The sequence below is a fragment of the Pseudostreptobacillus hongkongensis genome (assembly GCF_001559795.1).
In the GTDB taxonomy this organism is placed as follows: domain Bacteria; phylum Fusobacteriota; class Fusobacteriia; order Fusobacteriales; family Leptotrichiaceae; genus Pseudostreptobacillus; species Pseudostreptobacillus hongkongensis.
Genome location: NZ_LOHY01000087.1, coordinates 26,690 through 49,385, shown reverse-complemented (window position 1 = coordinate 49,385; position 22,696 = coordinate 26,690). Strand labels below are relative to the sequence as shown.

General features: G+C 24.0%; 24 protein-coding genes and 2 tRNA genes. 25 read left to right on the top strand and 1 reads right to left on the bottom strand.

Annotated features, from left to right (window positions below; genetic code table 11):
• The first annotated feature begins 110 nt into the window (after positions 1-110).
• From AYC59_RS07750 to rplS, 25 genes are all read left to right on the top strand, one after another.
• A complete protein-coding gene (locus tag AYC59_RS07750) occupies positions 111-260 on the top strand; it encodes a helix-turn-helix domain-containing protein (protein ID WP_156445477.1) in 150 nt (49 codons plus the stop codon).
• A 90-nt stretch (positions 261-350) separates the two neighbouring features.
• Complete coding sequence (locus AYC59_RS03850; RefSeq protein WP_066895386.1) at positions 351-542, top strand: hypothetical protein; 192 nt, start codon at positions 351-353, stop codon at positions 540-542.
• Positions 543-843: 301 nt separating this feature from the next.
• On the top strand, positions 844-1,215 hold the full coding sequence (locus AYC59_RS03845; protein WP_156445476.1) for a hypothetical protein: 372 nt from the start codon (positions 844-846) through the stop codon (positions 1,213-1,215).
• Between the two features lie 187 nt (positions 1,216-1,402).
• On the top strand, positions 1,403-2,383 hold the full coding sequence (locus AYC59_RS03840) for a LacI family DNA-binding transcriptional regulator (RefSeq protein ID WP_066895382.1): 981 nt from the start codon (positions 1,403-1,405) through the stop codon (positions 2,381-2,383).
• A 10-nt stretch (positions 2,384-2,393) separates the two neighbouring features.
• Positions 2,394-3,893 (top strand): 4-alpha-glucanotransferase, encoded by a 1,500-nt coding sequence (malQ, locus tag AYC59_RS03835; protein WP_066895380.1) that lies wholly within the window; start codon positions 2,394-2,396, stop codon positions 3,891-3,893.
• A 5-nt stretch (positions 3,894-3,898) separates the two neighbouring features.
• Positions 3,899-5,707, top strand: a complete 1,809-nt coding sequence (gene pulA / locus AYC59_RS03830; protein ID WP_066895379.1) for a type I pullulanase — start codon at positions 3,899-3,901, stop codon at positions 5,705-5,707.
• A 96-nt stretch (positions 5,708-5,803) separates the two neighbouring features.
• Entirely contained in the window at positions 5,804-7,093 is a 1,290-nt protein-coding gene (locus AYC59_RS03825; protein ID WP_066895376.1) for a sugar ABC transporter substrate-binding protein, read from the top strand.
• A 459-nt stretch (positions 7,094-7,552) separates the two neighbouring features.
• Entirely contained in the window at positions 7,553-9,571 is a 2,019-nt protein-coding gene (locus tag AYC59_RS03815) for an ABC transporter permease subunit (protein ID WP_211260005.1), read from the top strand.
• Positions 9,571-10,461: a sugar ABC transporter permease gene (locus AYC59_RS03810; RefSeq protein WP_066895370.1), complete on the top strand. Its 891-nt coding sequence runs from the start codon at positions 9,571-9,573 to the stop codon at positions 10,459-10,461. Before AYC59_RS03815 ends, AYC59_RS03810 begins: the two co-directional genes overlap by 1 nt.
• An 8-nt stretch (positions 10,462-10,469) precedes the next feature.
• Positions 10,470-10,883, top strand: a complete 414-nt coding sequence (locus tag AYC59_RS08155) for an ABC transporter ATP-binding protein (RefSeq protein WP_245620633.1) — start codon at positions 10,470-10,472, stop codon at positions 10,881-10,883.
• 57 nt (positions 10,884-10,940) lie between these two features.
• Positions 10,941-11,549 carry an ABC transporter ATP-binding protein gene (locus AYC59_RS08150; protein WP_245620631.1) on the top strand — a complete coding sequence of 203 codons (609 nt, stop codon included), beginning with the start codon at positions 10,941-10,943 and terminating at the stop codon, positions 11,547-11,549.
• Positions 11,550-11,748: 199 nt separating this feature from the next.
• Positions 11,749-11,997: a hypothetical protein gene (locus tag AYC59_RS03800; RefSeq protein WP_066895368.1), complete on the top strand. Its 249-nt coding sequence runs from the start codon at positions 11,749-11,751 to the stop codon at positions 11,995-11,997.
• A gap of 83 nt (positions 11,998-12,080) precedes the next feature.
• Positions 12,081-12,174: transfer RNA gene (locus AYC59_RS03795), tRNA-Ser, on the top strand.
• A 9-nt stretch (positions 12,175-12,183) separates the two neighbouring features.
• A tRNA-Arg gene (locus AYC59_RS03790) sits at positions 12,184-12,260 on the top strand.
• 213 nt (positions 12,261-12,473) lie between these two features.
• Positions 12,474-13,007, top strand: coding sequence for a translation initiation factor IF-3 (infC, locus tag AYC59_RS03785; protein ID WP_066895366.1), 534 nt, complete (start codon positions 12,474-12,476; stop codon positions 13,005-13,007).
• Positions 13,008-13,026: 19 nt separating this feature from the next.
• Positions 13,027-13,233, top strand: a complete 207-nt coding sequence (gene rpmI, locus AYC59_RS03780; protein ID WP_066895364.1) for a 50S ribosomal protein L35 — start codon at positions 13,027-13,029, stop codon at positions 13,231-13,233.
• A gap of 22 nt (positions 13,234-13,255) precedes the next feature.
• Complete coding sequence (rplT, locus tag AYC59_RS03775; protein ID WP_066895362.1) at positions 13,256-13,606, top strand: 50S ribosomal protein L20; 351 nt, start codon at positions 13,256-13,258, stop codon at positions 13,604-13,606.
• 277 nt (positions 13,607-13,883) lie between these two features.
• Entirely contained in the window at positions 13,884-15,029 is a 1,146-nt protein-coding gene (locus tag AYC59_RS03770; protein WP_066895360.1) for a hypothetical protein, read from the top strand.
• The gene (locus AYC59_RS03765; RefSeq protein ID WP_066895358.1) at positions 15,026-15,685 is read left to right on the top strand and encodes a hypothetical protein; all 660 of its coding nucleotides are present in this window, start codon (positions 15,026-15,028) and stop codon (positions 15,683-15,685) included. The genes AYC59_RS03770 and AYC59_RS03765 overlap by 4 nt, the downstream gene beginning before the upstream one ends.
• A gap of 56 nt (positions 15,686-15,741) precedes the next feature.
• Positions 15,742-16,131, top strand: coding sequence for a hypothetical protein (locus tag AYC59_RS03760; protein ID WP_156445474.1), 390 nt, complete (start codon positions 15,742-15,744; stop codon positions 16,129-16,131).
• Position 16,132: 1 nt separating this feature from the next.
• Positions 16,133-16,711 (top strand): hypothetical protein, encoded by a 579-nt coding sequence (locus AYC59_RS03755; protein WP_066895354.1) that lies wholly within the window; start codon positions 16,133-16,135, stop codon positions 16,709-16,711.
• 73 nt (positions 16,712-16,784) lie between these two features.
• Positions 16,785-17,510, top strand: coding sequence for a hypothetical protein (locus AYC59_RS03750; RefSeq protein ID WP_156445473.1), 726 nt, complete (start codon positions 16,785-16,787; stop codon positions 17,508-17,510).
• A gap of 8 nt (positions 17,511-17,518) precedes the next feature.
• Positions 17,519-20,773: a PAAR-like protein gene (locus AYC59_RS03745; RefSeq protein ID WP_066895351.1), complete on the top strand. Its 3,255-nt coding sequence runs from the start codon at positions 17,519-17,521 to the stop codon at positions 20,771-20,773.
• A 59-nt stretch (positions 20,774-20,832) separates the two neighbouring features.
• Positions 20,833-21,774 carry an autotransporter outer membrane beta-barrel domain-containing protein gene (locus AYC59_RS03740; protein WP_169792221.1) on the top strand — a complete coding sequence of 314 codons (942 nt, stop codon included), beginning with the start codon at positions 20,833-20,835 and terminating at the stop codon, positions 21,772-21,774.
• A gap of 131 nt (positions 21,775-21,905) precedes the next feature.
• Positions 21,906-22,256, top strand: a complete 351-nt coding sequence (gene rplS / locus AYC59_RS03735) for a 50S ribosomal protein L19 (RefSeq protein WP_066895349.1) — start codon at positions 21,906-21,908, stop codon at positions 22,254-22,256.
• A 116-nt stretch (positions 22,257-22,372) separates the two neighbouring features.
• Here the strand turns inward: rplS and AYC59_RS03730 are convergent, their stop codons facing one another.
• Positions 22,373-22,570 carry a hypothetical protein gene (locus AYC59_RS03730; RefSeq protein ID WP_066895348.1) on the bottom strand — a complete coding sequence of 66 codons (198 nt, stop codon included), beginning with the start codon at positions 22,568-22,570 and terminating at the stop codon, positions 22,373-22,375.
• Positions 22,571-22,696 lie beyond the last annotated feature (126 nt).

Here is a 22,696-nt window from a genome sequence, read left to right as displayed (position 1 = left end):
GAATTGCAACAGCCTCTTTAAAAATTCTATTATTTATATAAATCTAATTCTGTTATAATACTTATGTTTTAAAAAAATTAATATTTCTTTATTTTTGAAAAGAGATCTTTATGGGAAATAAATACTTAAACTTGTACTTTGATGAAATAATAGAAATGAAAAAAACTATGACATATGAAGAAATTGCTAAAAAGTTAAATATTACTAAACATATGTTGAAATATTATATCAAAAGATATTGTTTAGAAAATGAAATATAATATATTAAAAGAAAAATATATAAATATGATGAAGAATTTTTCAGATAAATAGTTGATTTAAAATTAAGAAAAAATTTAAGTAATAAAGAGTTGGCTATAAAATTTGAAAGAAGTGATAACTATATAAAAGAAGGGATATCTAAATATTGTAGAGAAAATGGAATTTCTTTAATAGGTAAAACTAGAAAAAAGAAAGAAATTGTACTAGATTGTGAAGCTATATTTGAAATGAAAAAGACAAAACATATGGTCAACTTGCTCAAATTTTTAATGTTGATATAATTGTTTTAAGAGAAAAACTTTTAGAATATGTTAAAAATAATAATTTAGAAATAACTAAATTAAGAAAGAAAAGTAGTGTTGATTATTCAGAATTTTATGATTTAAAAGTAAATAAAGGATATAGCTTAAAAGTATTATTACATTAATTCAAGGATTTAAGAAGTATTGTGATGAAAATAATATAGATATAAGAAATAAGTATGAAGCAGATTACAATAAAAATATTGATAAAATTATATAACTATATAACCAAAATAAATCACAAGGATACATATTTAAAACTTTGGGTGTATCAAAAAAAGTGGTTAGTGATATTGTAAATGAAAATAAGCAAGTGGTGAGTGATTTAGGTATATCTATTGATAAAACTTTTGAATTATTGAGTAAAGTAAATAGCAAATCTATGGCTAAATTAAGTAAGGAATATCATGTTGATACATTAAGACTTAAAATTTTTGCTGAAAGATGTAGGGTTCATGGTGTTGATAATGTTATTTATGAACGAAGTTCAAAAGAAGAACGTCAATATTTAGATGAAAACAAAGAAAAAATATATAAAGATTATTATATAAATAATATTAACTGTAGACAATTGTGTGTAAAATACAATGTAAAAGTATATAATACAATGAAAAGATATTTAAAAAAGATTTGTATGGAATATGGTAAATAAAATAGATATAAATATGAATATACATTAAAAATTACAAGATGATTTAAAGATTATCATAAAGTTTAAAGATGTATATTTTTTTGTATTAGCTATTGAATTTTTTTGAAAATAAGGTATAATTTTATGTAAGGGGTTGCATTACAAAATTATTAGAAAGGAAATTGCTATTTATATAGTAGATACAGTTATGAAAAAGATTACAATAAAAGATGTAGCTAAAGCTGCAAATGTTAGTGAAGCAACAGTATCAAGAGTTATGTCAAATAGCCAACTTATAAGTACTAAAACAAAAACTAGGGTTATGGAAATAATCAAAGAATTAGACTATTTCCCAAATTCTGCTGCAGTATCACTTACTAAAAGTAGTAGTAATATTATTGGTGTAGTTATAAACGGAAATCAAAATGCTCTTCAAAATGATTTCTTTACAGAAACATTGGCATATATTAATAAATTTGCTTTAGATAAAGGTTACTACATTCTATACCTTCAATTAAACAATAACGAAGAAGTATATGATGGAATATATAAATTAATAAGGACAAATAGAATAGATGGATTAATTTTTATGAACTTTGTTGAAGGAGAAAAAGATATAGAGTATTTACAAAGTATAGATTTTCCATATGTAGTTATAGGAACACCGGAGAATAAAAAAAGTAGACTTTGGGTTGATAATGATAATGTTAAATCTTGTTATGATATAACAGAAATATGTATTAAAAAAGGTAAAAAAGAATTAGCATTTTTATCAGGTCCTAAGAATTTAACGGTTTCTAAACATAGAAAACAAGGATATTTAGATGCTCTTAATAAGTATAATATTAAAGTTAATAAAGAATATATTTTAAATACCAAGTTTACAACTACTGAATCATACCAAATAGTAAAAAATTTTTTAAGTAAAAATGTAGTAGATGTAATAATAACAACAGATGATGTATTAGCAATAGGAGCTATGCGTGCTATAAAGGATTTAGATTTAAAAGTTGAAGTTACAGGATTTAATAACACTAAACTTAGAACATATTTAAATTATGATTTTTTAACTGTAGATATACAATATAGGGATCTGGCAATGGGAACTGTAGAATTACTTACTAATAAAATAGAAAATAAAGAAAATGCTAAAAATTATATAGTAGTGCAAACAGAAATTATAAAATAAAGGAGTTTTAATGGAAAAAAATTATGATTATAAAAATATAAATACTGATAGAAAATGTGGTATTATTATGCATATATCATCATTATGGAGTGATTATGGTATAGGAAGTTTAGGAAAAGAAGCATATGAGTTTGCTGATTTCTTATCAAAAACAGGAACACAATTATGGCAAATATTACCTATAGGACCTACAGGTTATGGAGATTCACCTTATCAATCTTTTTCATCTTTTGCAGGTAATCCATACTTTATAGATTTTATTACTTTAGAAAAAGAAGGATTATTAAAAAGAGAAGATTTTGATAATTTAGATTATGGAAATGATCAAAATAGAGTTGATTATGGAAAAGTTTACAACACAAGAAATATAGTTTTAAAAAAAGCTTTTGCTAATTTTAAAGCTAATAATGAGTATAATAAATTTATATTAGAAAATTCTGATTGGATAGAAGATTACTCACTTTTCATGGCTTTAAAAGAAAATTTTGGTAATGTTTCATACTTAGATTTCCCTACAGAAGTTAGAAATAGAGATGAGGAAGTATTAAATAGATATAGAGAAGAACTAAAAGAAAAGATAGATTATCATAAATTTTTACAATTTGAATTTTTTAAACAATATTTAGCTTGGAAAGATTATGTTAATTCACTAGGTATAAAAGTTGTGGGAGATATGCCTATATATGTTTCTCCTGATAGCTTAGAAGTTTGGAAAAATCCTGAATTATTCTTAGATGATATAGTTGGTGGATGTCCTCCTGATGGATTTAGTGCTGGTGGACAAAAATGGGGAAATCCTGTATATGATTGGGAAAAACATGAAAAACAAAACTTTGAATGGTGGATTAATAGAATAAAGAAAACTTTAAAATATGTTGATGTTTTAAGAATAGATCATTTTAGAGGTTTTGAATCATATTGGGCAGTTCCAAGATATGATGAAGATGCAAGAAACGGTAAATGGGTTCTAGCACCAGGAGCTAAATTGTTTGATAAAGTAAAAGAAGTTTTAGGTGATATAGAAATCGTAGCAGAAGATTTAGGATATACTACAAAGGAAGTAGTTGAATTTAGAGAACATACAGGCTTCCCTGGTATGAAAATGCTTCAATTTGCTTTTAACCCAGATTATGAAAGTGACTTCATTCCTCATCAAATAGAGAGAAATTGGGCTGTATATACAGGAACTCATGACAGTGATACAGTTAAATCATGGTTTGAAAAAGCAAATAAAAAAGAAGTTGAATTTGCTAAGAAATATCTTAATTTAACAGATCCTAAAGATTATGTTAAAGGATTTATAAGAGCTGCTTGGTCATCTGTTGCAAATATTGCAGTAGCTCAAATTCAAGATTTTTTAGAGCTAGGTGATGATGGAAGAATGAACATACCTGCTACTAGTAATGGAAATTGGTCTTGGAGAGTTAATAAAGAAATGTTAACAGATACATTAGCAAATGAAATTTATGATATGAATAAGACATACTTTAGATTAAATAAAAAGGATTAGGTTATATGTTAAGAAATATAGATATAATAGATGAAAAATACAGATATGATGGAAAGTTAGGAGTAGAGTATTCTAGTAAAAAATCAATATTTAGATTATTTTCTCCCCTTTCAAATAAGGTAGAACTTTTATTAAATGATGAAGTTTTAGAAATGAATAAGAATGATAATGGTGTATATGAATTAGAAGTAACTAGAAATTTAGATGGAAGTTCATATATGTATAAGGTATATTTTGATGATATTGTATATACTACTTTAGATCCATATGCAATATCATGCAATGCAAATGGTGAAAATGGGTATATAATTGATCTTGATAGAACAAATCCTTTAAATTTTAAAAGAATGAGTAGTTTTGAAAATATACTGGATACAGTTATTTATGAATTACACATTAGAGATTTTACTCTTAATGCTAAAAATAAAGGTAAATATTTAGGGGTAGTAGAAGAAAAACAACTAAATTATTTAAAAAAATTGGGTGTAACTCATATTCAAATATTACCTTTTTATGATTATTCAAGTGATTCAGTTGATGAATTAAATCCAGATTTAAGATATAACTGGGGATATGATCCTGTAAACTATAATATACCAGAAGGATCTTATTCAACTAATCCGCAAGATCCATATAACAGAATAAAAGAATTAAAAGAAATGATAAAAGTACTTCATGAAAATGGATTTAGAGTAATTATGGATGTTGTATATAATCATGTGTTTGATGCTATGGATCATAGTTTATGGAAAACTTTAGAAAATTATGCTTTTAGATTTTATGAAAATGGAGATTTTTCTAATGGAACTGGTTGTGGAAATGATGTTGCAAGTGAAAAATACATGATAAGAAAGTATATAGTTGATAGTATTAAATATTGGGCAAGTGAATATAAACTAGATGGTTTCAGATTTGATCTTATGGGGATTTTAGATGTAGAAACTATGAATGAAATAAGAAAAGAATTAAATAAAATTGATGATAGTATAATAATACTTGGTGAAGGTTGGGATCTAAATACAAATTTAAATAAAGAATTAAAAGCTAATCAATATAACGCATATAAAATGCCAAACATTTCTTTCTTTAGTGATGATATGCGTGATAGTTTACGTGGTTCAACATTTGAAAAATTAGAAAGAGGTTTTGTAAATAATGGTACTGTGGATGAAAGATTGTTAAATTCAATTAAAGGTGGAATTAATTTAAGGGGATATATATCACCAAATCAAGTAATTCAATATATTGAAGCGCATGATAATAATACAGTATTTGATCATTTTGAAATAACAAATTCTGAAAGTAGTTTAGATGAAAGAATAAGAATGCAAGCAATAGCAACATCTATCGTTTTGTGTTCACAAGGAATACCTTTTATACATGCAGGTCAAGAATTTTTTAGAACTAAGTTTGGTATAGAAAATTCATATAAATCTAGTGATGAAATAAATAAGTTTGATTTTGAAAGAGCGCAAAAATATCAAGAATATGTTAATTATTTTTCTGATTTAATAAAATATAGAAGCTCAAATGATTTGTTTAAATTAGGAAATTTTGATGTTATAGAAGAAAAGATAGATATAATTAGATTTGATTATGAATCTTTAATATTTAGTATAGATAATAAATTACTAATTGCTGTAAATGTATCAAAAGATACAAAGAGTTTTAATATCCCTGATACCTATAAAGGAAATTATAGAGTTATATTTGAAAACTTTAGAAAAAATGAAACTAATAAAACAATTTTATTAGATAATATATTAATGCAAGGTTTAGAATTTATACTATTAGAAAAAAATAGAAATTTTTAAAAATGGTATTGACTTTTAGTATATTTGAGGTATAATATCAATGTAAATTGTAAGCGATTGCAAAAATAAATTAAAGAAAATAGGAGTGAAAGAATTATGAATTTCAAAAAACTTTTAACGAGTGCTTTCCTATTAGGAGCTTTAGTATTATCTTGTGGTAATAAAGAAGCAAAAGAAGAACCAGCATCTGGTTTAAAAGGAAGCATAGTAGTACAAGCAGAAGAAGCTTGGGCACCTTATTATGAAGCAGCTATTGCAAGAGTTAAGGAAAAAAATCCTGATGCTACAATAGAAATCAAGAAAGTGGCATCATTTGATCACATTGAAATAATTGACAAAACTGATGCAACTAATACTGATGTTGCTGACGTATTCGCTGTACCATTAGATAGAATGGTAGGATTAGTTGAATCTGAAGCAATAGCTTCATTTGATGCTAAAGCTTTAGGAGATAGAATAGGTGGATTTGGAGATTTCGATAAAGGTCTTGGAGGACAATTAAAATTTGATGATAAATATTATGGATTCCCAATGAACTTAGAAACATTAATTTTAGGTGTAAACTCTGAAAATGCAAAAGCTAAAGGTGTAGACGCTACAAATGTTGATTTTGCTGAACTTGGACCAGAAGTAGCAATGTTACCAGTATTTAATGCTTGGTGGGGAGTTGCTGTAACTAATGGATTTGGTGTTGAATTATTAGGTAAAGATGGAGATAAATTCTTCTCTGATTTAACTAAAGATTGGTCAGAACAAACTCCTGAAGTTAAAGCTATGTTTGAAGGATTATACAACTACTGGAAAGTTTCTAACGAAAAGAAATTACCAATGTTTGATATCTCAGCTGCTTATGGATATATGGATGATAACTTTAAAACTGGTAAATCAGGAGTTGCAAGAGTTATAGGACCATGGGAAGTTGCACCACTTGTTGAACAAAACTTAGAAGTTTCAGGATTATCAAATGCTAAATTTGCAGGTAAAGAGTTAAAACACTGGAAAGGTGGATGGGCTCTTGTTATAAACTCTAGAAATGAAGAAGATAAAGATAAATTAGCTTTATCTGAAGCATTAATAGCAGAATTATTAAACCCTCAATTTGCTGCAGACTTCTACAAAACAACTGGTAAGATCATGCCTAACGTTTCTAAAGATGACTACAACAAAACTGATTTATCTGATTTAGATAAGAAAGTTGTATCTTCAGTTATAGATAGTTATGAAGGAGCAGTTTCTAGACCATTATTTAAAGAATGGGGACAAGTATGGGATACTTGGCAAAATGCATTAGTTTCTTGGGAATCTAAGAAACCTGCAAACGCTGAAGAAGCATACAAAGAAGTACAAGCAAGCTTTAAAGCACTATTAACAAATTTAGGACAATAAGAAAATTGGAGTAAGTGTTAAAAGCACTTACTCCTTTTTTATACAAAGGTGATTTATGAAACTTGATAAAAAAACATTAAATACTTTCTTGATATTAACTTTTTTAATTATTATTTTTGAAAGTATGAACAGTATGTATAGTGTAAAAAGTATAGAATTATTTGAAAAAGTAAGTCAAGAAACAGGGCTTTCTTTAAATAATTATATAACTATAGAGATGATAAAATATTTTGGATCTATAGCTATATTTATTATTTTTGCAATTTATAGTTATATAACTTACAATAAATATAGAATAACAACTTTATATAAAGGGGTTTGGACATTATTTATAATTGGAAATATTTTGTTAAAAATTTTTGTTTATAGACAATATACACTCTTTTATTTTTTGAGCATATTAGTGCAATTTATATTAATAATATATATATTAAAATTTAAGGAAAGAGAGGAATAAGTATGAATCATTTTGTTTATGACAGTTTATATAATCCTCATGTTAGAAAAAATCTTTATTTAAAAGATGTAGCAGATGGTATTAAAACAAATAGAGCATCTCATGCGTATAATTTAGAGTTAAAAAAATTATTAGATGAAGAAAAAATATTCTTAACATCATTAAAAAAACTTAAGGCTTCGGAAAAAGAATCTCTAAAAAATAAATATGATAAGAATGAATTAAAATTAAGACTAGAATTATTTGAATCAGAAAAAAAGGTAGAATTTTATAATGGTAAAGAAGAAAAAAGTTATGATTTTGAATTAGAACTTAAAAAGAATAATTTAAAATTATCAAGATTACCAGAAATAATTGAACTATATTCTGAATCAATAAATGAAAAACAAGAACTTAATATGAAACTTTCAGTACTATCTAAAGAAGATAATGATATTAAAGTGAGTAAGTTCTTAAAGAAAAAAGAAGAATTAAAAAAAGAGTTAGAAAAAGAAATAGTTAAGTTGAAACATTCTGAAAAAGAAGGTTTAATTTCAAAAAAAGCTTTAAAAAATCAAATTGAACAATTAAAAATGGAATTAAAAGATAAACTTGAAGTATTAAAATTAGATATTCCAAGTGAAGCAATTAAAAGTAGAATAAGTGTTTTAAATTATTTATCTACAGTTGAGGTAGATTCTAAATATAAGATACTGCAACAAGATATATCAGATTTATATAGAAAAATACCTGTTGAAATAGAAAGTATAAGTAAATATCCTCAAAGATTATCTATACTTTTACCAGGATTTGGACAATATCATAATAAACAATATTTTAAAGCAGCTTTATTCTTCTTAGGTGCTTTATTCATATATTTCATAGCTATACCTTATACATTAGGATATGGAAATTATCGTGGTGAAGGTATAAGAGGGTTATATACATTAGCTCAAGGTGGGAAAAAACTTGATAAATCATTAATATTTATGATAGAAGGTTTAGTTTCTTTAATGTTAATTTGTATAGGAATTACAATTTCTTATCTTTCATATAAAGATACAAAAGATGTTAAAATAGCTCAACTTAGAGGGGTAAGACCTAAAACTACTTTTGAAACTATAGAATCAATAAAAGAAGATGGATTCCCATATATAGTTTCTATAGGATCATTTATATTATTACTATTTATAGTTATTTTACCTATAATGACTACTATATTATTATCATTTACAGGTATGGATCCTAATCACCAATCTAAATTTAGTTGGGTAGGTCTTTCAAACTATAAATTACTTATTACAGGAACAGGAATAGCAGGAGGACCATTCTGGTTGATTTTAATCTGGACATTGATTTGGACATTATGTGCTACAACTCTTGCAATTGCAGTAGGATTTGGACTTGCATTACTTGCTCATAATGAAAGAATTAAAGGTAAAGGAATATTTAGAACTGTTTATTTATTACCATGGGCTGTTCCAGCATTTATTACAATTATGTTCTTTAGTATAATGTCATCAAGTAATGGACAAATAACTAAGATATTAGAATTTATTTTTGGAGGTAATTGGGCCATCAAAAATAGTACAACTCTTACAAGAGTAGCTTTAATATTCTTACAAACTTGGCTTGGAAGTTCATATGTATTTTTACTTTCAACAGGAGTTTTACAAGGTATACCAAGTGATTTATATGAAGCTGCTGATATAGATGGAGCAACTGTTTGGCAAAAATTAAGTAAGATAACAGTACCTTTAGTTTTATTCCAAACAGCACCATTATTAATAGGGCAATATACATTTAACTTTAATAACTTCTCTATAATTTATCTATTTAATGGTGGAGGTCCATTTGATCCGACTAAATATGGTAATTTAGCAGGAAGTACAGATTTATTAATATCATATATATATAAACTAACTATTGAAAAACAATATCAATCAGTTGGAGCTGCAATAACAGTATTTATATCATTAGGATTAATGCTATTTGCATATATAGGATTTAAAAATTCTAAGGCATTTAAGGAGGAAAAATAATGGCTAAGAATAAAAATACTAATTTATACTTATCTGATAAACCACCTTTGAATTTTGCTGGTAAAGTTGGTCTTGCAATTAGTTATACAATTTTAATAATATGGGCTTTACTTATTATAGTACCTTTAGTGTTAATGGTTTCATCTTCATTTAATGGAGCTCAAGATAAATATATAATAATGGGATCAGATTTTGTATTTTCATTAAAACAATTTAGAATATTATTTACTAAGACATTATTTGTAAGATGGGTTATAAACACTATATTAATAGCCAGTGCTACAGCTATATTTACATTATTTATAGTATCGTTTACTGGTTATGTATATTCAAGATTTAGATTTAAAGGGAAAAGAAGCTCACTTATGGCAATTATGTTAATACAGGTAATACCTGCATTTGCTGGAATTGCAGCATATTATACTATGCATTCAATCATAGTTGCGATATTTCCATTCTTTACAAGAACTATTATGTTAATATCAATTTACTCTATAGGTGGTATAGCTGGAAATACATTTATTTTAAAAGGGTATATAGACTCTATATCTACAGAACTTGATGAGGCAGCAAGAATGGAAGGGTGTTCTAATATGCAAGTATATAGATTAATTATTATGCCTATAGCAAAACCTATGCTTGCAATTATTGCTCTTTGGTCGTTTATAGGTCCGTTTATGGATTTCTTATTACCTAAAATTTTATTAACAGATCCAAAACTATATACATTGGCTGCTGGTTTATTCTCATTAATTAATGATGATAGAACTAAATTAGAACCAGTGTTTGCAGCAGGTGGAATATTAACTGCAATACCAATAGTTATTCTATTTATAATATTACAAAAACAATTAGTTTCTGGATTAAGTAGTGGATCAGTGAAAGGATAGGAGAATATATGAAAGTAGAATTAAAAAATGTAGGTAAAAAATATGAAGGTAGAGAAGAATTTACTTTAAGAAATATAGATTTAGATATAGAAAGTAAGGATTTTTGTGTTATATTAGGTCCTTCAGGATGTGGTAAATCAACTTTATTAAGAATGATAGCAGGATTAAACTCTATTACAGAAGGAGAATTATTATTTGATGATAAAATAATGAATAAAGTTGCTTCAAAAGATAGAAATATTGCAATGGTATTCCAAAGCTATGCATTATATCCACATATGACAGTTTATGACAATATGGCATTTTCATTAGCAATGAGAAAAATGGATAAGAAAATAATACACGAAAGAGTATTAGAAGCAGCTAAAGTATTACAAATTGAAAAATATCTATATTCAAAACCTTCAGATATATCAGGATGACAAAGACAAAGGGTTGCATTAGGACGTGCTATAGTTAGAAAACCAGCTGTATTCCTAATGGATGAACCTTTATCAAATTTAGATGCTAAATTAAGAGAGCACATGAGAATAGAATTAGTAAAAATTCATAGAAATTTAGATACTACAACTATTTACGTTACACATGATCAAACAGAAGCTATGACTATGGCAACAAGAATAGTATTGATGAATAATGGTATAATACAACAAGTTGGAAAACCTGAAGAGTTTTATAACAGACCAAATAATATATTTGTCGCAAAATTCATAGGATCTCCAACTATGAATGTAATGGAAGGACATATAAGACATGGTCACTTTATATCTGATTCAGAAGAAGTAGTAATTAAAGCTAATGAAATAGATAGGGAAAGATTGTTAGCCTATGAAGGTAAAAAAGTTTCTTTAGGTATAAGATCTGAAAGATTCTTAAGTGGTAAAGAACATGAAAATAGATTCTCAGCTACTATAGAAGTAATTGAAATGTTAGGAAAAGAAAAATTACTATATGTTAAATTAACAGATGGAACAAATTTAGTAATAACAATGCCTGGATATTATGATTATGAAATAGGAGAAGTTCATAATTTTGGATTTGATACAGAAGCATTACACTTCTTTGATGAAGAAGGAAATAGAATATAGAATAAAGCACCTAAAATGGTGCTTTTTCTATATAGTAATTTATTAATTGTTTCTAAAATGTCCTGATTAATTAGAAATTATTATTAGTAATTGATAATAAAACAATAAAATTTTTTATTGATTATTTTTCTATATAATTTCCATTATTTACTTATTTATGATATAATTATTAAAACATAACATTTGAAAGGGGAAAGTTATGATAAAAATAGAGGAAATTAATAAAATAAATAATTTAGTAGGAAGAATGATAAGAAATAAAAAGACTCAAGAGGTTCATTATGTTGAATCTATATTAGTGTATAAGTTTCAAGATAAAGACTTTTCTACGAGTGTATATAGAAATAAAATGAGATATAAAATTAATAATTCAAATGATAGAACTATTATGGCTGGAGCAGAACATGATATAATGTTGCAATTATTAAATTATGAATTATTACACTAAATTTAAAATAAAAAATATTTATAAAATGGTTGACTTCTATCTTAAAATGTGATATGATAATATATGTCTAAGATATTAGATGCGGATAAGTGGTAGAGAGGCCGAATACACTTCCCTGCTAAGGAAGCACTCGGGCATAAACCTGAGTCGTGGGTTCAAATCCCACCTTGTCCGCCATTTTTATTTGTACCTCTAGCTCAATTGGATAGAGCATCTGACTACGGATCAGAAGGTTGCGGGTTCGACTCCTACGAGGTACGCCATTTTTATTGACAAGTTTAGTGAAATGTGTTAAAATATAATAAATTAAAAGAAGTAGAATTAAGTTCTCACCTTTCCATAACGTTTTAGTATGTTTATCTTAATATGAGTTAGGTTATCGTTAAATTTATATGACATGATTTTTTTATTGTGTCCAGTTTTATGATGTTGAGAACAAGATTTAATCTTGTTTTTTTATTTATTAAATATAGGAGGTGTTCTTTATAAAAGGAACTAATAAGTCTGATAATACTAGAATTAATGATGAAATTAGAGCTAAAGAAGTAAGGTTAATTGGAGAGAATGGTGAACAATTAGGAATAATGTCAGTATTAGATGCTATTAATTTAGCTAATAGTAAAAATCTTGATTTAGTAGAAATGTCATATAACGGCACAACTTCAGTTGCAAAAATAATGGACTATGGTAAGTATCGTTATGAAAAACTAAAGAAAGATAAGGAAAATAAGAAAAAACAAAAAAATACTGTTATTAAAGAAATAAGAGTTAAACCACATATAGATAAACATGATATGGATACTAAAATTAATCAAATTGAAAAATTCTTAGAAAAAGATTATAAAATAAAAATTAGTTTAAGATTATCAGGAAGAGAGAAATTACATTCAGATTCAGCTGTTAAAGTTTTAGATGAATTTGCAAATTTCTTCGAAGAAAAAGTTATTGTTGAAAAAAAATATGGTAAAGAGCAAGTACAAAAATTTGTGATGCTTTCGCCTAAAAAATAGGATAAGAGGAGGATACATTATGCCAAAAATGAAAACACATAAAGGTGCTAAAAAAAGAATTAAAGTAACAGGTACAGGAAAATTTGTAGTTAAACACTCAGGAAAGAGTCATATTTTAACTAAAAAAACTCACAAGAGAAAGAAAAGATTAGGTGAAGATGCTGTATTAACTGGTGGAGCAGCAAGAAAAGCTTCAAGATTATTAGCAGGTCAAGAAGGAAGATAATTAAGAAAGAGGAGGATTTAAAATGCCAAGAGTAAAAACTGGAATAGTTAGAAGAAAAAGACATAAAAAAGTTTTAAGTGAAGCAAAAGGATACAGAGGGTCAATAAAGACTAATTATAGAAAAGCAAATGAAGCTGTTAAAAAAGCTATGGCTTATGCAACAGAACATAGAAAATTAAAGAAAAGAACAATGAGAGAATTATGGATAATAAGAATTAATGCAGCTACTCGTGCACAAGGATTATCATATTCAAGATTCATGAATGGATTAAAGAAATTAAATATAGAGTTAGATAGAAAAGTATTAGCTGAACTTGCTTTAAACAACCAAGCTGAATTTAATGCTTTAGTAGATAAAGTAAAAGCTTTATAATAATCTAGGAGCCTTAGGGCTTCTTTTTTATTAACAACAAAATTAATAAAGAGAAACAATGAAAATTATATAGTAGATATTGAAGTTCTTTATTTTTTAGAATTTGATATAATAACAACTAGTAAGTTTTTTACAATAAAAATAGTTGTTCTTTTTTATTTATAATTACTTTAACTTTAATTATATTACAATTAATTAAAATTTAAAAACTTAAGAAAAATACTATTGACAATTTCAGAAAATAAGGTATATTATTAATAATAAGGGGTGGTAAGAAATGAATAAAATATTTAAATCAAATTCTAATAAAAATTTAGAAAATTCTGAACAAATTATAAATGTAATAGATTATCATGAATTTTATGATATTAAAAAATATATAGATAGTAAAATTAATTTATATGAAGATATTCTTAATGATAAAATTAATTTGCTAATGAAAAATAATAATATAAATATATATTTAAAGATTGAGCAGTCAAATTTTATAAATAATAATTTTTCAAATGTTATAGAAAAATTTATGTATGAAGAAGAGATAGAATTTTTAAATGATGTATTTGTTAATTTAGATTATTTTGATAGAGAAAAGATAAAAAATAGAGTATTTGAAGGATATGTTTATATAGATGATTTTAAGTATAATTTTCAATTTACTTTAGAAAAAGATATAAGATATACTGATGAATTAGAAAAACTTAAAGATATTTGCATATTAAATAATATAGAGTTAACATATTTTCCACTATATATATTTGAACATATGTATAGAATAAAACTTTTATCAATTAGTGATGAAATTAGTCTTAATGATATTAAATATATAAAAAATTGTATATTTGAATATAATTTTGAAGAATATAGTGAAAATATATTTGTTGATAAGTATATTTATTGGAATATAAAAAAAACTTCACTTATTTCAAACTCTGTTATTAAAGCTACTGAAAATAATATATATTATGAATATAGTTTTAATTTGAAAAATAGTGAAAAATATTTAGTATGCGAAGAAGAAAAATATATTTTTGGCCTACAATTAAGTGAAGAAAAAATATATATTTACTCTAAAGAGGCAAATAAAAAAATATGGAATTTTTATAAAATACTTGAATGTTTAAATCAAGATGTTGAATTTACAAATATGATAGAATTAAGATATTTTACTAATATTTTTAATGTTAACAATATAGAAAAACTTATTAAATCTAGTAGATTTTTGAATAATAATATAGAAATAATTGATATAAATAATCATTATGATAATTATTTGTCTTTTAAAGAAATAGATAGCATGAAAGAAAGGAAATATATAAGAGTTAAGATTTTAAAAGATGATAATTATAAATTTGATAGATTATATTATTTAAAACAAGTTATTGAAGAAATATATAAAGATTATGTTATAAGGGTGGTAATATGAAAAATATTAGTAATAAAATTCCGTATTTTTATAATGCAGTTTGGTTTGTCTTATTTGAAAATATAAAAGAATACGGTATAGAAAAAGGGTATAAAAAGTTATTAGAAGAATTTAAAATATATACAGATAAATATAATGGTTATTTAGAAATAACATCAGCCTATATAAATGATTGTAGCAAGTTAGAATGTTGTATTAATCCTGATTATTTTAAATTTATAAATATAGAAAAATTAACAGAATATGAGAAAAAAATAGTATTTATATTAGCTTCATCTATGGAACTTAGAATAAATAAACCTATTTTTGAATTAATTTATGAAAATATATCTAAAGAAAATGATATTAAAGGGGAATATAGATATATTATAGCCAAATATATATTAAAGTATAAAATTTGTAAAAATATAGATTATGTTCTAAAAAATTTAATTGCTGAAATTTTTGAAGAACACATTCTTTATCGTGATTTATATAGAAATGACTTGATTATTTACACTCCGTATAGTAAAGATAGTGAAAAATCAATGGCATTAAAATATATAAAAAAAATATTTTTAAAGGAAGGAGGTAATTTAAAGATATATTGGGGAAAACATTTTTTAGTAATAGGTCACAAGTATGTTAGTAAATTAGATTCTTGTGTTTCATTTTAAAAGGAGGGATTAATATATTTGGGTATAGAGTTACTATTAAAGGTAACAAAAATAAAATGGATTTTGAAGAATTTGAATTAGAAAATATAAAGTATTCTTTTAATCCTACAGATGATAACTTAGTGAAAGGGAGAAATGAGTTGACGATAAGTCTAGAAATTAAATTTTTAAATGATCCAAGAGATGCTCAACAAAGATTATCGAGTAAGAAAAAAATAAAAGAAATGATTTCATGGCTTAATTCAACTGAAGAAGATTTTAGAGATTTAGATTTAGAACTAAATTTAAGTGAAACAGATAAACTTAATATGATTTTTAAAGATATGTTTATTGACTATATTTCACAGGATATAAGTTCTAAATATGATATCGGTATTTATAAAGTGTCTCTTAAACAAAAATATTATAGTTCAGATTCTAAAATAATAATAAAGGGAGTTGAATAAAATGCTAAATAAAAATATCTTTGTAATTTTAAATGGTCTTGAATTAAAGGGATTAGAAATTTTAGAACTTGAAATAAGAGCAAAATATAATATGAGAACAAATTTATTGGGGATTTTTGAGATTGAAAGTAGTGAGTTTAAAAAATTAGAAAATAATTTATGTCAAAAAAATATTAAATTTGAAATTAAAAATAAGGAACAAAATATATTTCAAGGTATTATAAAAGAAGTTATTTGTGAAAACTTGAGTGATACAAGGGTTGTATTGAGAATTGAAGCTATAGATAGTACATATGTATTAGATGAAGAATGTAAAAATAGAATATATCAAGATACAAATATTAGTTATAAAACAATAGTGGAAGATATTTTGAAAAACAGAGGAATAAATTATCATATTTCTAAGTCATTTGATAAAAAAATAGATAAGATATTTTATCAAAATGAAACTGATTGGAAATTTTTAGTTAGAATTTCTTCTTATATAGGAGAACCTATATTTATAACAACAGAAGGAGTTATACTATTTGGTAGTGATAATATATACAATGTAGAAAGTGTAAAAGAAAATGTTGTATAAAAGGGTTATATATAGAAATAGTATCAAATTCATTCAAATAGGAGTATATGAATTTTATAGACCAGGAAATTATATGACATTAGATAATGAAGAATATATAATAATATCATCTATATTAAAAAAGGAAAGGAATACCATAATAAATAATTTAGAAATTGTTAAAGCTTTTAATATTGATATAGAATATATTATTAACTCAAATATAAGAGGAAGTTCAATAGAAGCTAGAGTTTTAAAATTAGTTAATAAAAATGGTAAAGCATATATGGAAGTTGATTTTGAATATGGACTTAATAAAAGAAATAAAGGAGATCAAACTAAAAATTTAAACAATATAGCAATTCCTTATAAAACATTTTATTCTAAGTCAAATACAGGATTATTTCCTACACCTGAAATAAATGATGTAGTAGATGTTATTTTTTATGGAGATGATGAAAAAGATGTTAAAGTTTCTTGGTCTATTGAAAATGAAGAAAGTGATAGATTTAATGATGGAAGTACTAGAAATTATATAAGTAAAAATTTTGAATTTAAATTAGAAAATGATAATTTACTAATATCAACAAATAATAAAATTGATTTTAATTCACAAAATATTAGTTTATTATCAAAAAATATTTTTTTAAAGTCAAAAGAAGCATTTGCAGTTGCTTCAGAAAAATATATAGCATTAGAATCTAAAACTGATTTTAGTATATATGGTGATGAAATAAAAATTAAAAGTATAAAAGATAATATAAAGTTAATAAGTAATAAAGACTTATTTTTAAAAGGTAAAAATATACATAATGATTAGGGGAAGTTGTGTTAATTGATAAATTTGAAGAAAAGGAAATTACTGATAAAGTAAAAAAATTTTATGATGTACTTGCAGATGTATTTTTAGAATCTAATTATAATAATGATGATAAAACTATTGGAAGATATAGAATGAGTAAAGAATTATTAGAAAAATTAAATTATAATATAGATTTTGACTATATTTTATTTACAAACGAAGGTCATATGGAACAGGATGAATTAGTTATAAAGTATCATAAAGATATATTAATTAATGAAATAAATGATCTAATTAATGAATTTGAAAATATGATGTTTTATATAGAACCTAATATGAATTATAGTGATAGTATAACTAATTTTGAATGGGAAAATATAAAGGATAAATTTAGTAATAACTTAAATTTTTGTAATATAGGTGATTATAGATCAAAAAGTTTAAGTATAAGTTTAGGATCCATACTAGGAGCATCACATGTATTAGGTTCTAGGATAGTAAGAGAATTTCTTAAAAATAAAACATATATTCCTATAGATAATAAAGGAATACCTATAACTTTTTATTTTGAATTATTTAAAGATTTTGATTTGAAAGAGATATTTAATATAAAGTCAAATGATAAAATAGTATTTCCTGAAAATAATAATAAGGATAAAGAATTTTTAGATAAGATAGATGAAAAATCTAAGGAAGAATTTATAGGACAAGAAAGTAATATTTCATTTAATGATATTATATCAAAATTAAAAGAACTTGGATTAGTAGATAAGATTATAGAATATATTAATCCTAAAGATAAAAAAAATATTAATAATAGTCAAAATAATGAATATAAAGATTATAACTATAATGAAATTAAGGATAATAAATCAAATGAAGAGTATATGAATAATGGTGATAATAAAAAATACATTTTAAAAAGAAATCCCGAAATTGATGAAAAATTAAAAGAAAAATATAATTCAAAAGAATATAAGGATAATCCAGGTAAATATATAGAAGATACAACCAATAGGAAAATTGAAAGTATTAATAAAGAGAATATAAATAGTTTTATTAAGGAAAATGAAAATGAAACAAAGAATAGTTCTAATGGTTTAGGAAATATTATAAGTCAAAAGAATTTTGATGAATTTAGAAATGTAGAAAAACATCAAGAAAGTATTAGTTTTGAAGATATTCTGTATTTATCTTTAAAAAATAATACTAAGGATGATCTATATTCTATAGAAAAAAGTTTGAAAAAATTTTCTTGTAGATATATTAAAGAAAGTTTAGTGAAGAAAACGCTTAATTTAACTAAAAATATCTTTTTATCTAAAGTTTCTAATTTTATAAATGATAATCTTCGACATAATAATATAGAATATAAGATTGATTTAACAGATTATAATTATCTAGAATATGGTGATAAGGATATAGATGATATCAAGGTTAAAGGAGATAAAAGAATATTAGATTACATTAAACTTAAAAATTTAGTAAAAGAAAGTTATAGTTTAGATAGTAAAGGTATAAGAAAATATCCCAGATTAAGAAGAGTCTTAGATAATATATTGATAGAGTATATAAAAAATAGAATAAAATTTAAGGGTAACTATTTTGATGGAGTTGTTGTAAAAGATCTTAATATTGTTAGATTAAATATAATTTATTGGGATGAATTAGTTGATGGGATGAATGAAAATGACTATCTAATTTTTGAAAATATGGGTAGCCAATTAAATATTACTATCTTAATATGTTATTTATTAAAAAATAAAATAAATAATAGAGAAAAGTTACTTTTAAATATATCAAGTCTAATAGATAAAGATTATGATCAATATGTAAGGGTAAATACTAAAACAGAAGATAAAAGTAAACTAATTAGCTTATTTCCAAATTTACTATCATTAAGAAGTTTTTGTAAATTAAAACATATAGAATCAATTTCTAATTTTTATACATCATTTTATGAACATGAAGATAGTTTAGCTAAAGATTTTGAAAATATAGTTACAGAAAATTCAAGTTTAAAATGTAGTTTAGGTATAGGTTTATCAAAGTTTATTAATCTAAGTTCTAAATGTCATATAAATGGAAATAAGATAGTATGTGAAAATGATAAAGGTATTATTCCTTTTCAGAGTTGTAGTGTCTGTAAAGTTTGTAATCCTAAAATAGTGTCAAATTGGATAACAAATTCTAATATAAAAATTAAAAATAATTCTACGTTACTAGCAGGAGCTAAAAACTTTTGTGCTTATGGTGGTATCTTAACTATAGAAAATTATGAAAATAAAAGTTATAAAAGTTCTATTAATGTTTCTTATGATAAAGTAAAAGATAATAAAGAATTTTCTCCATATAAAACAAAAGAAGAAGCTGTTTTTATGATAAATAAATTATTTTTGAATTTAATGATAAAACAGTATTTATTTTTATCTCTTGATAATTCTAATTTATATAAATTAAGTTTAAATAATTTTATAGAAGAAACAAAAAAAATATTTGAAATTAATCTTAAACCGAAATTTGATGAATTAAATCTTTTGAAAAATTATTCTGTAGTAATATACTATAATAAAAATAAAAAAATTTATAATATTTCAGATATAGGTGAGGTTATAAAAAATTATTTTATGAGTTTTATTAAAGATTCTAGTTCTAGTGGATTAGGTAAAAAATTATATAATAAATATAAAACAAATCTGACAGGTAAAGAACTATTAGAAGAGTATCTGAAAAATGCAACTAGTATAGATAAAATTTATTCAGAAAGTTTGAATAGAGTTAATAAAGGAAGACCTATTTGGATGAAAGTTTTGTTAGAAGAGTATAATAATTTTTCTTTAAATAGATCAAATAATAGCAGAATAAGAGAATATCATAAAGTTGGTGGAGGAATAAATGCAGATTATAAAACTGCTTGGTGTGCATCTTTTGCAAATTGGGTTTTAAAAAATTCCGGAGTAAGTGATAAAACTTGTGCGTCTTCACAAGAAATGTGCTATTTTCTAAAGAAAATTGATAAGCCTTATTATGGCTCTATATTAGTTTTAAGTAGCTATAACAATAAAGGAGAAAAAACTGGTCATGGTCATGTAACCTTTATAACTGATATTACCAGTAATAAAAAACAGTATATATGTTTGGGAGGAAATCAAGGGGGAAAAATTAAGTATAGTAAGTACAATATAAAAAGTAAGATTCCAATTAGGGGTGGATTTATGAAAATTAATGGGATATATTGGCCAAATAATTATCCTTTGATAGAAGAAGGGGAGATTAAATGAGGTTATATAATTTTTGTTTATTTATTTTTAGCTTTATTTGTTCGAGTTTATTATTTTCTATGAATAGTAAAGAAGTAGAAGTAGATAGAATAAATCTAGAATTTATAAAATTAGATAAACAAGCAAGGAAAAATTTAGAAATTTATCTTGAAAATATTGAAAATAGAGTAGATAAAATGAATAATAAAATTAATAATGAATATTTATTAGGAAAAAAAGTTGGATCTAGTGAAATTTTTTTAGAAGATTTAACTGAAGATAAAAAGTTTGCGGGTTTTAAAGTACTAAATGATTTATCTGTAGATTCAAATAAAAAAATATTAAATAATATTTTTGTTTTAGGTGAAAAAATAATTTATAGTGATAATAATAAAATAGGATTAGGTTTGTATGGTGAGTATGAATATGATAAGTTAGATTATAATTTAAATAATTTAAATACTGGTTTATCCTTAAATGGAAAATTTTCTGAAAAGAATATTTATATAAATACTTCAAATGAATATAGTTTTGGAACAAGAGAAAATTATAAAAATCATTTTATAGTAGGGGGTGTTAAATTAGGATATAAACAAGAATTAGGCGATATATTTTATGTTGAACCAAGTATAAAAATGATATATTTGTATGATGTAGGAACAACTTTAAAATTTAATAATACAGATGTGGACATTAAAAATAATTTTAAGTATGATTTGGGTGGGAATATAAAATTAGGGATTGAAAAAGAAAATAATAATATATATAATGCGTATTTAGAAGTAGGTGTAGATAAAAAAATGAATTTAGAAAATAAGTTTACATTTAAATTTAAAGATAGGGATAGATTTACTAGAGTAAATAGATTGTATGATGTTGCTTTTATTTTAAATTTAGGTGGTGACATATATATTAATAAATCTCATAGATTATTCTTAAATGGAGGTTTAGAAATATTTGATAAGAAATATAAAAAATATAATATTAATTTTGGATATCAATTGATAAAAGAATTAGAATAATTTTATATAAAATCCCTTGACAAATAACATAAAAAACTGTAATATATTAAGGTAATAAACGAATATTCCGCTTTCATCAATGAAGCTATGCTGAGATGATATGAATGTTTTAGAGAAAGGATGTGGATTTCTTGAAAGAGAAATTAATCGAATTAGTAGAAAAAGAATACCTTAAGAGTGAATTACCTAGCTTTAAAGCAGGGGATACAGTTGCTGTTCACTATACAGTAAAAGAAGGTAACAAAACTAGAATACAGGTTTTTGAAGGACTTGTAATAAGAGTATCAGGAGGAAGCATTCAAAAAAGCTTCACTGTAAGAAAAGTATCTTCAGGTGTTGGAGTAGAAAGAATTATTCCAATCAACTCACCATTAATTGACAAAATTGAAGTTAAGAAGATTGGTAAAGTAAGAAGATCTAAACTTTATTACTTAAGAGGTCTTTCTGGTAAAGCTGCACGTATTAAAGAAATCAGAAAATAAATTATATAAAAAGCCTAGAAGTTCTAGGTTTTTTATTTTACTAAAAAATACAAGCATAATAAAACCTATACTTGTATTTTTTTGATAAAATATAAATAATTAATTATTAGGAAAAACTAAAATTCATACATAACTAATAAAGAGTAAATTTCTATAATAAGTATAGAAAATAAAAATACAAAATTCATAAATGAAATCCCTTTAGAAGCAAGTGTTGATGCTGTTAATACTGTAATAATTGATAGTATTATTTTTGAAATATTTATTAATATATTTAGATTTAGTTTTCTTTCTTTTTTAAGTTCTTTAGTCATAAAATCACCCCTTGTCATCTTCTGTAGTAATAATATAACATATTTGTTATGAAAATGCAACTATTTTTTAAAAAAATAAAAAAAACTTGTATTTTAGTCACTTAAATGTTATAATATGTTATATAA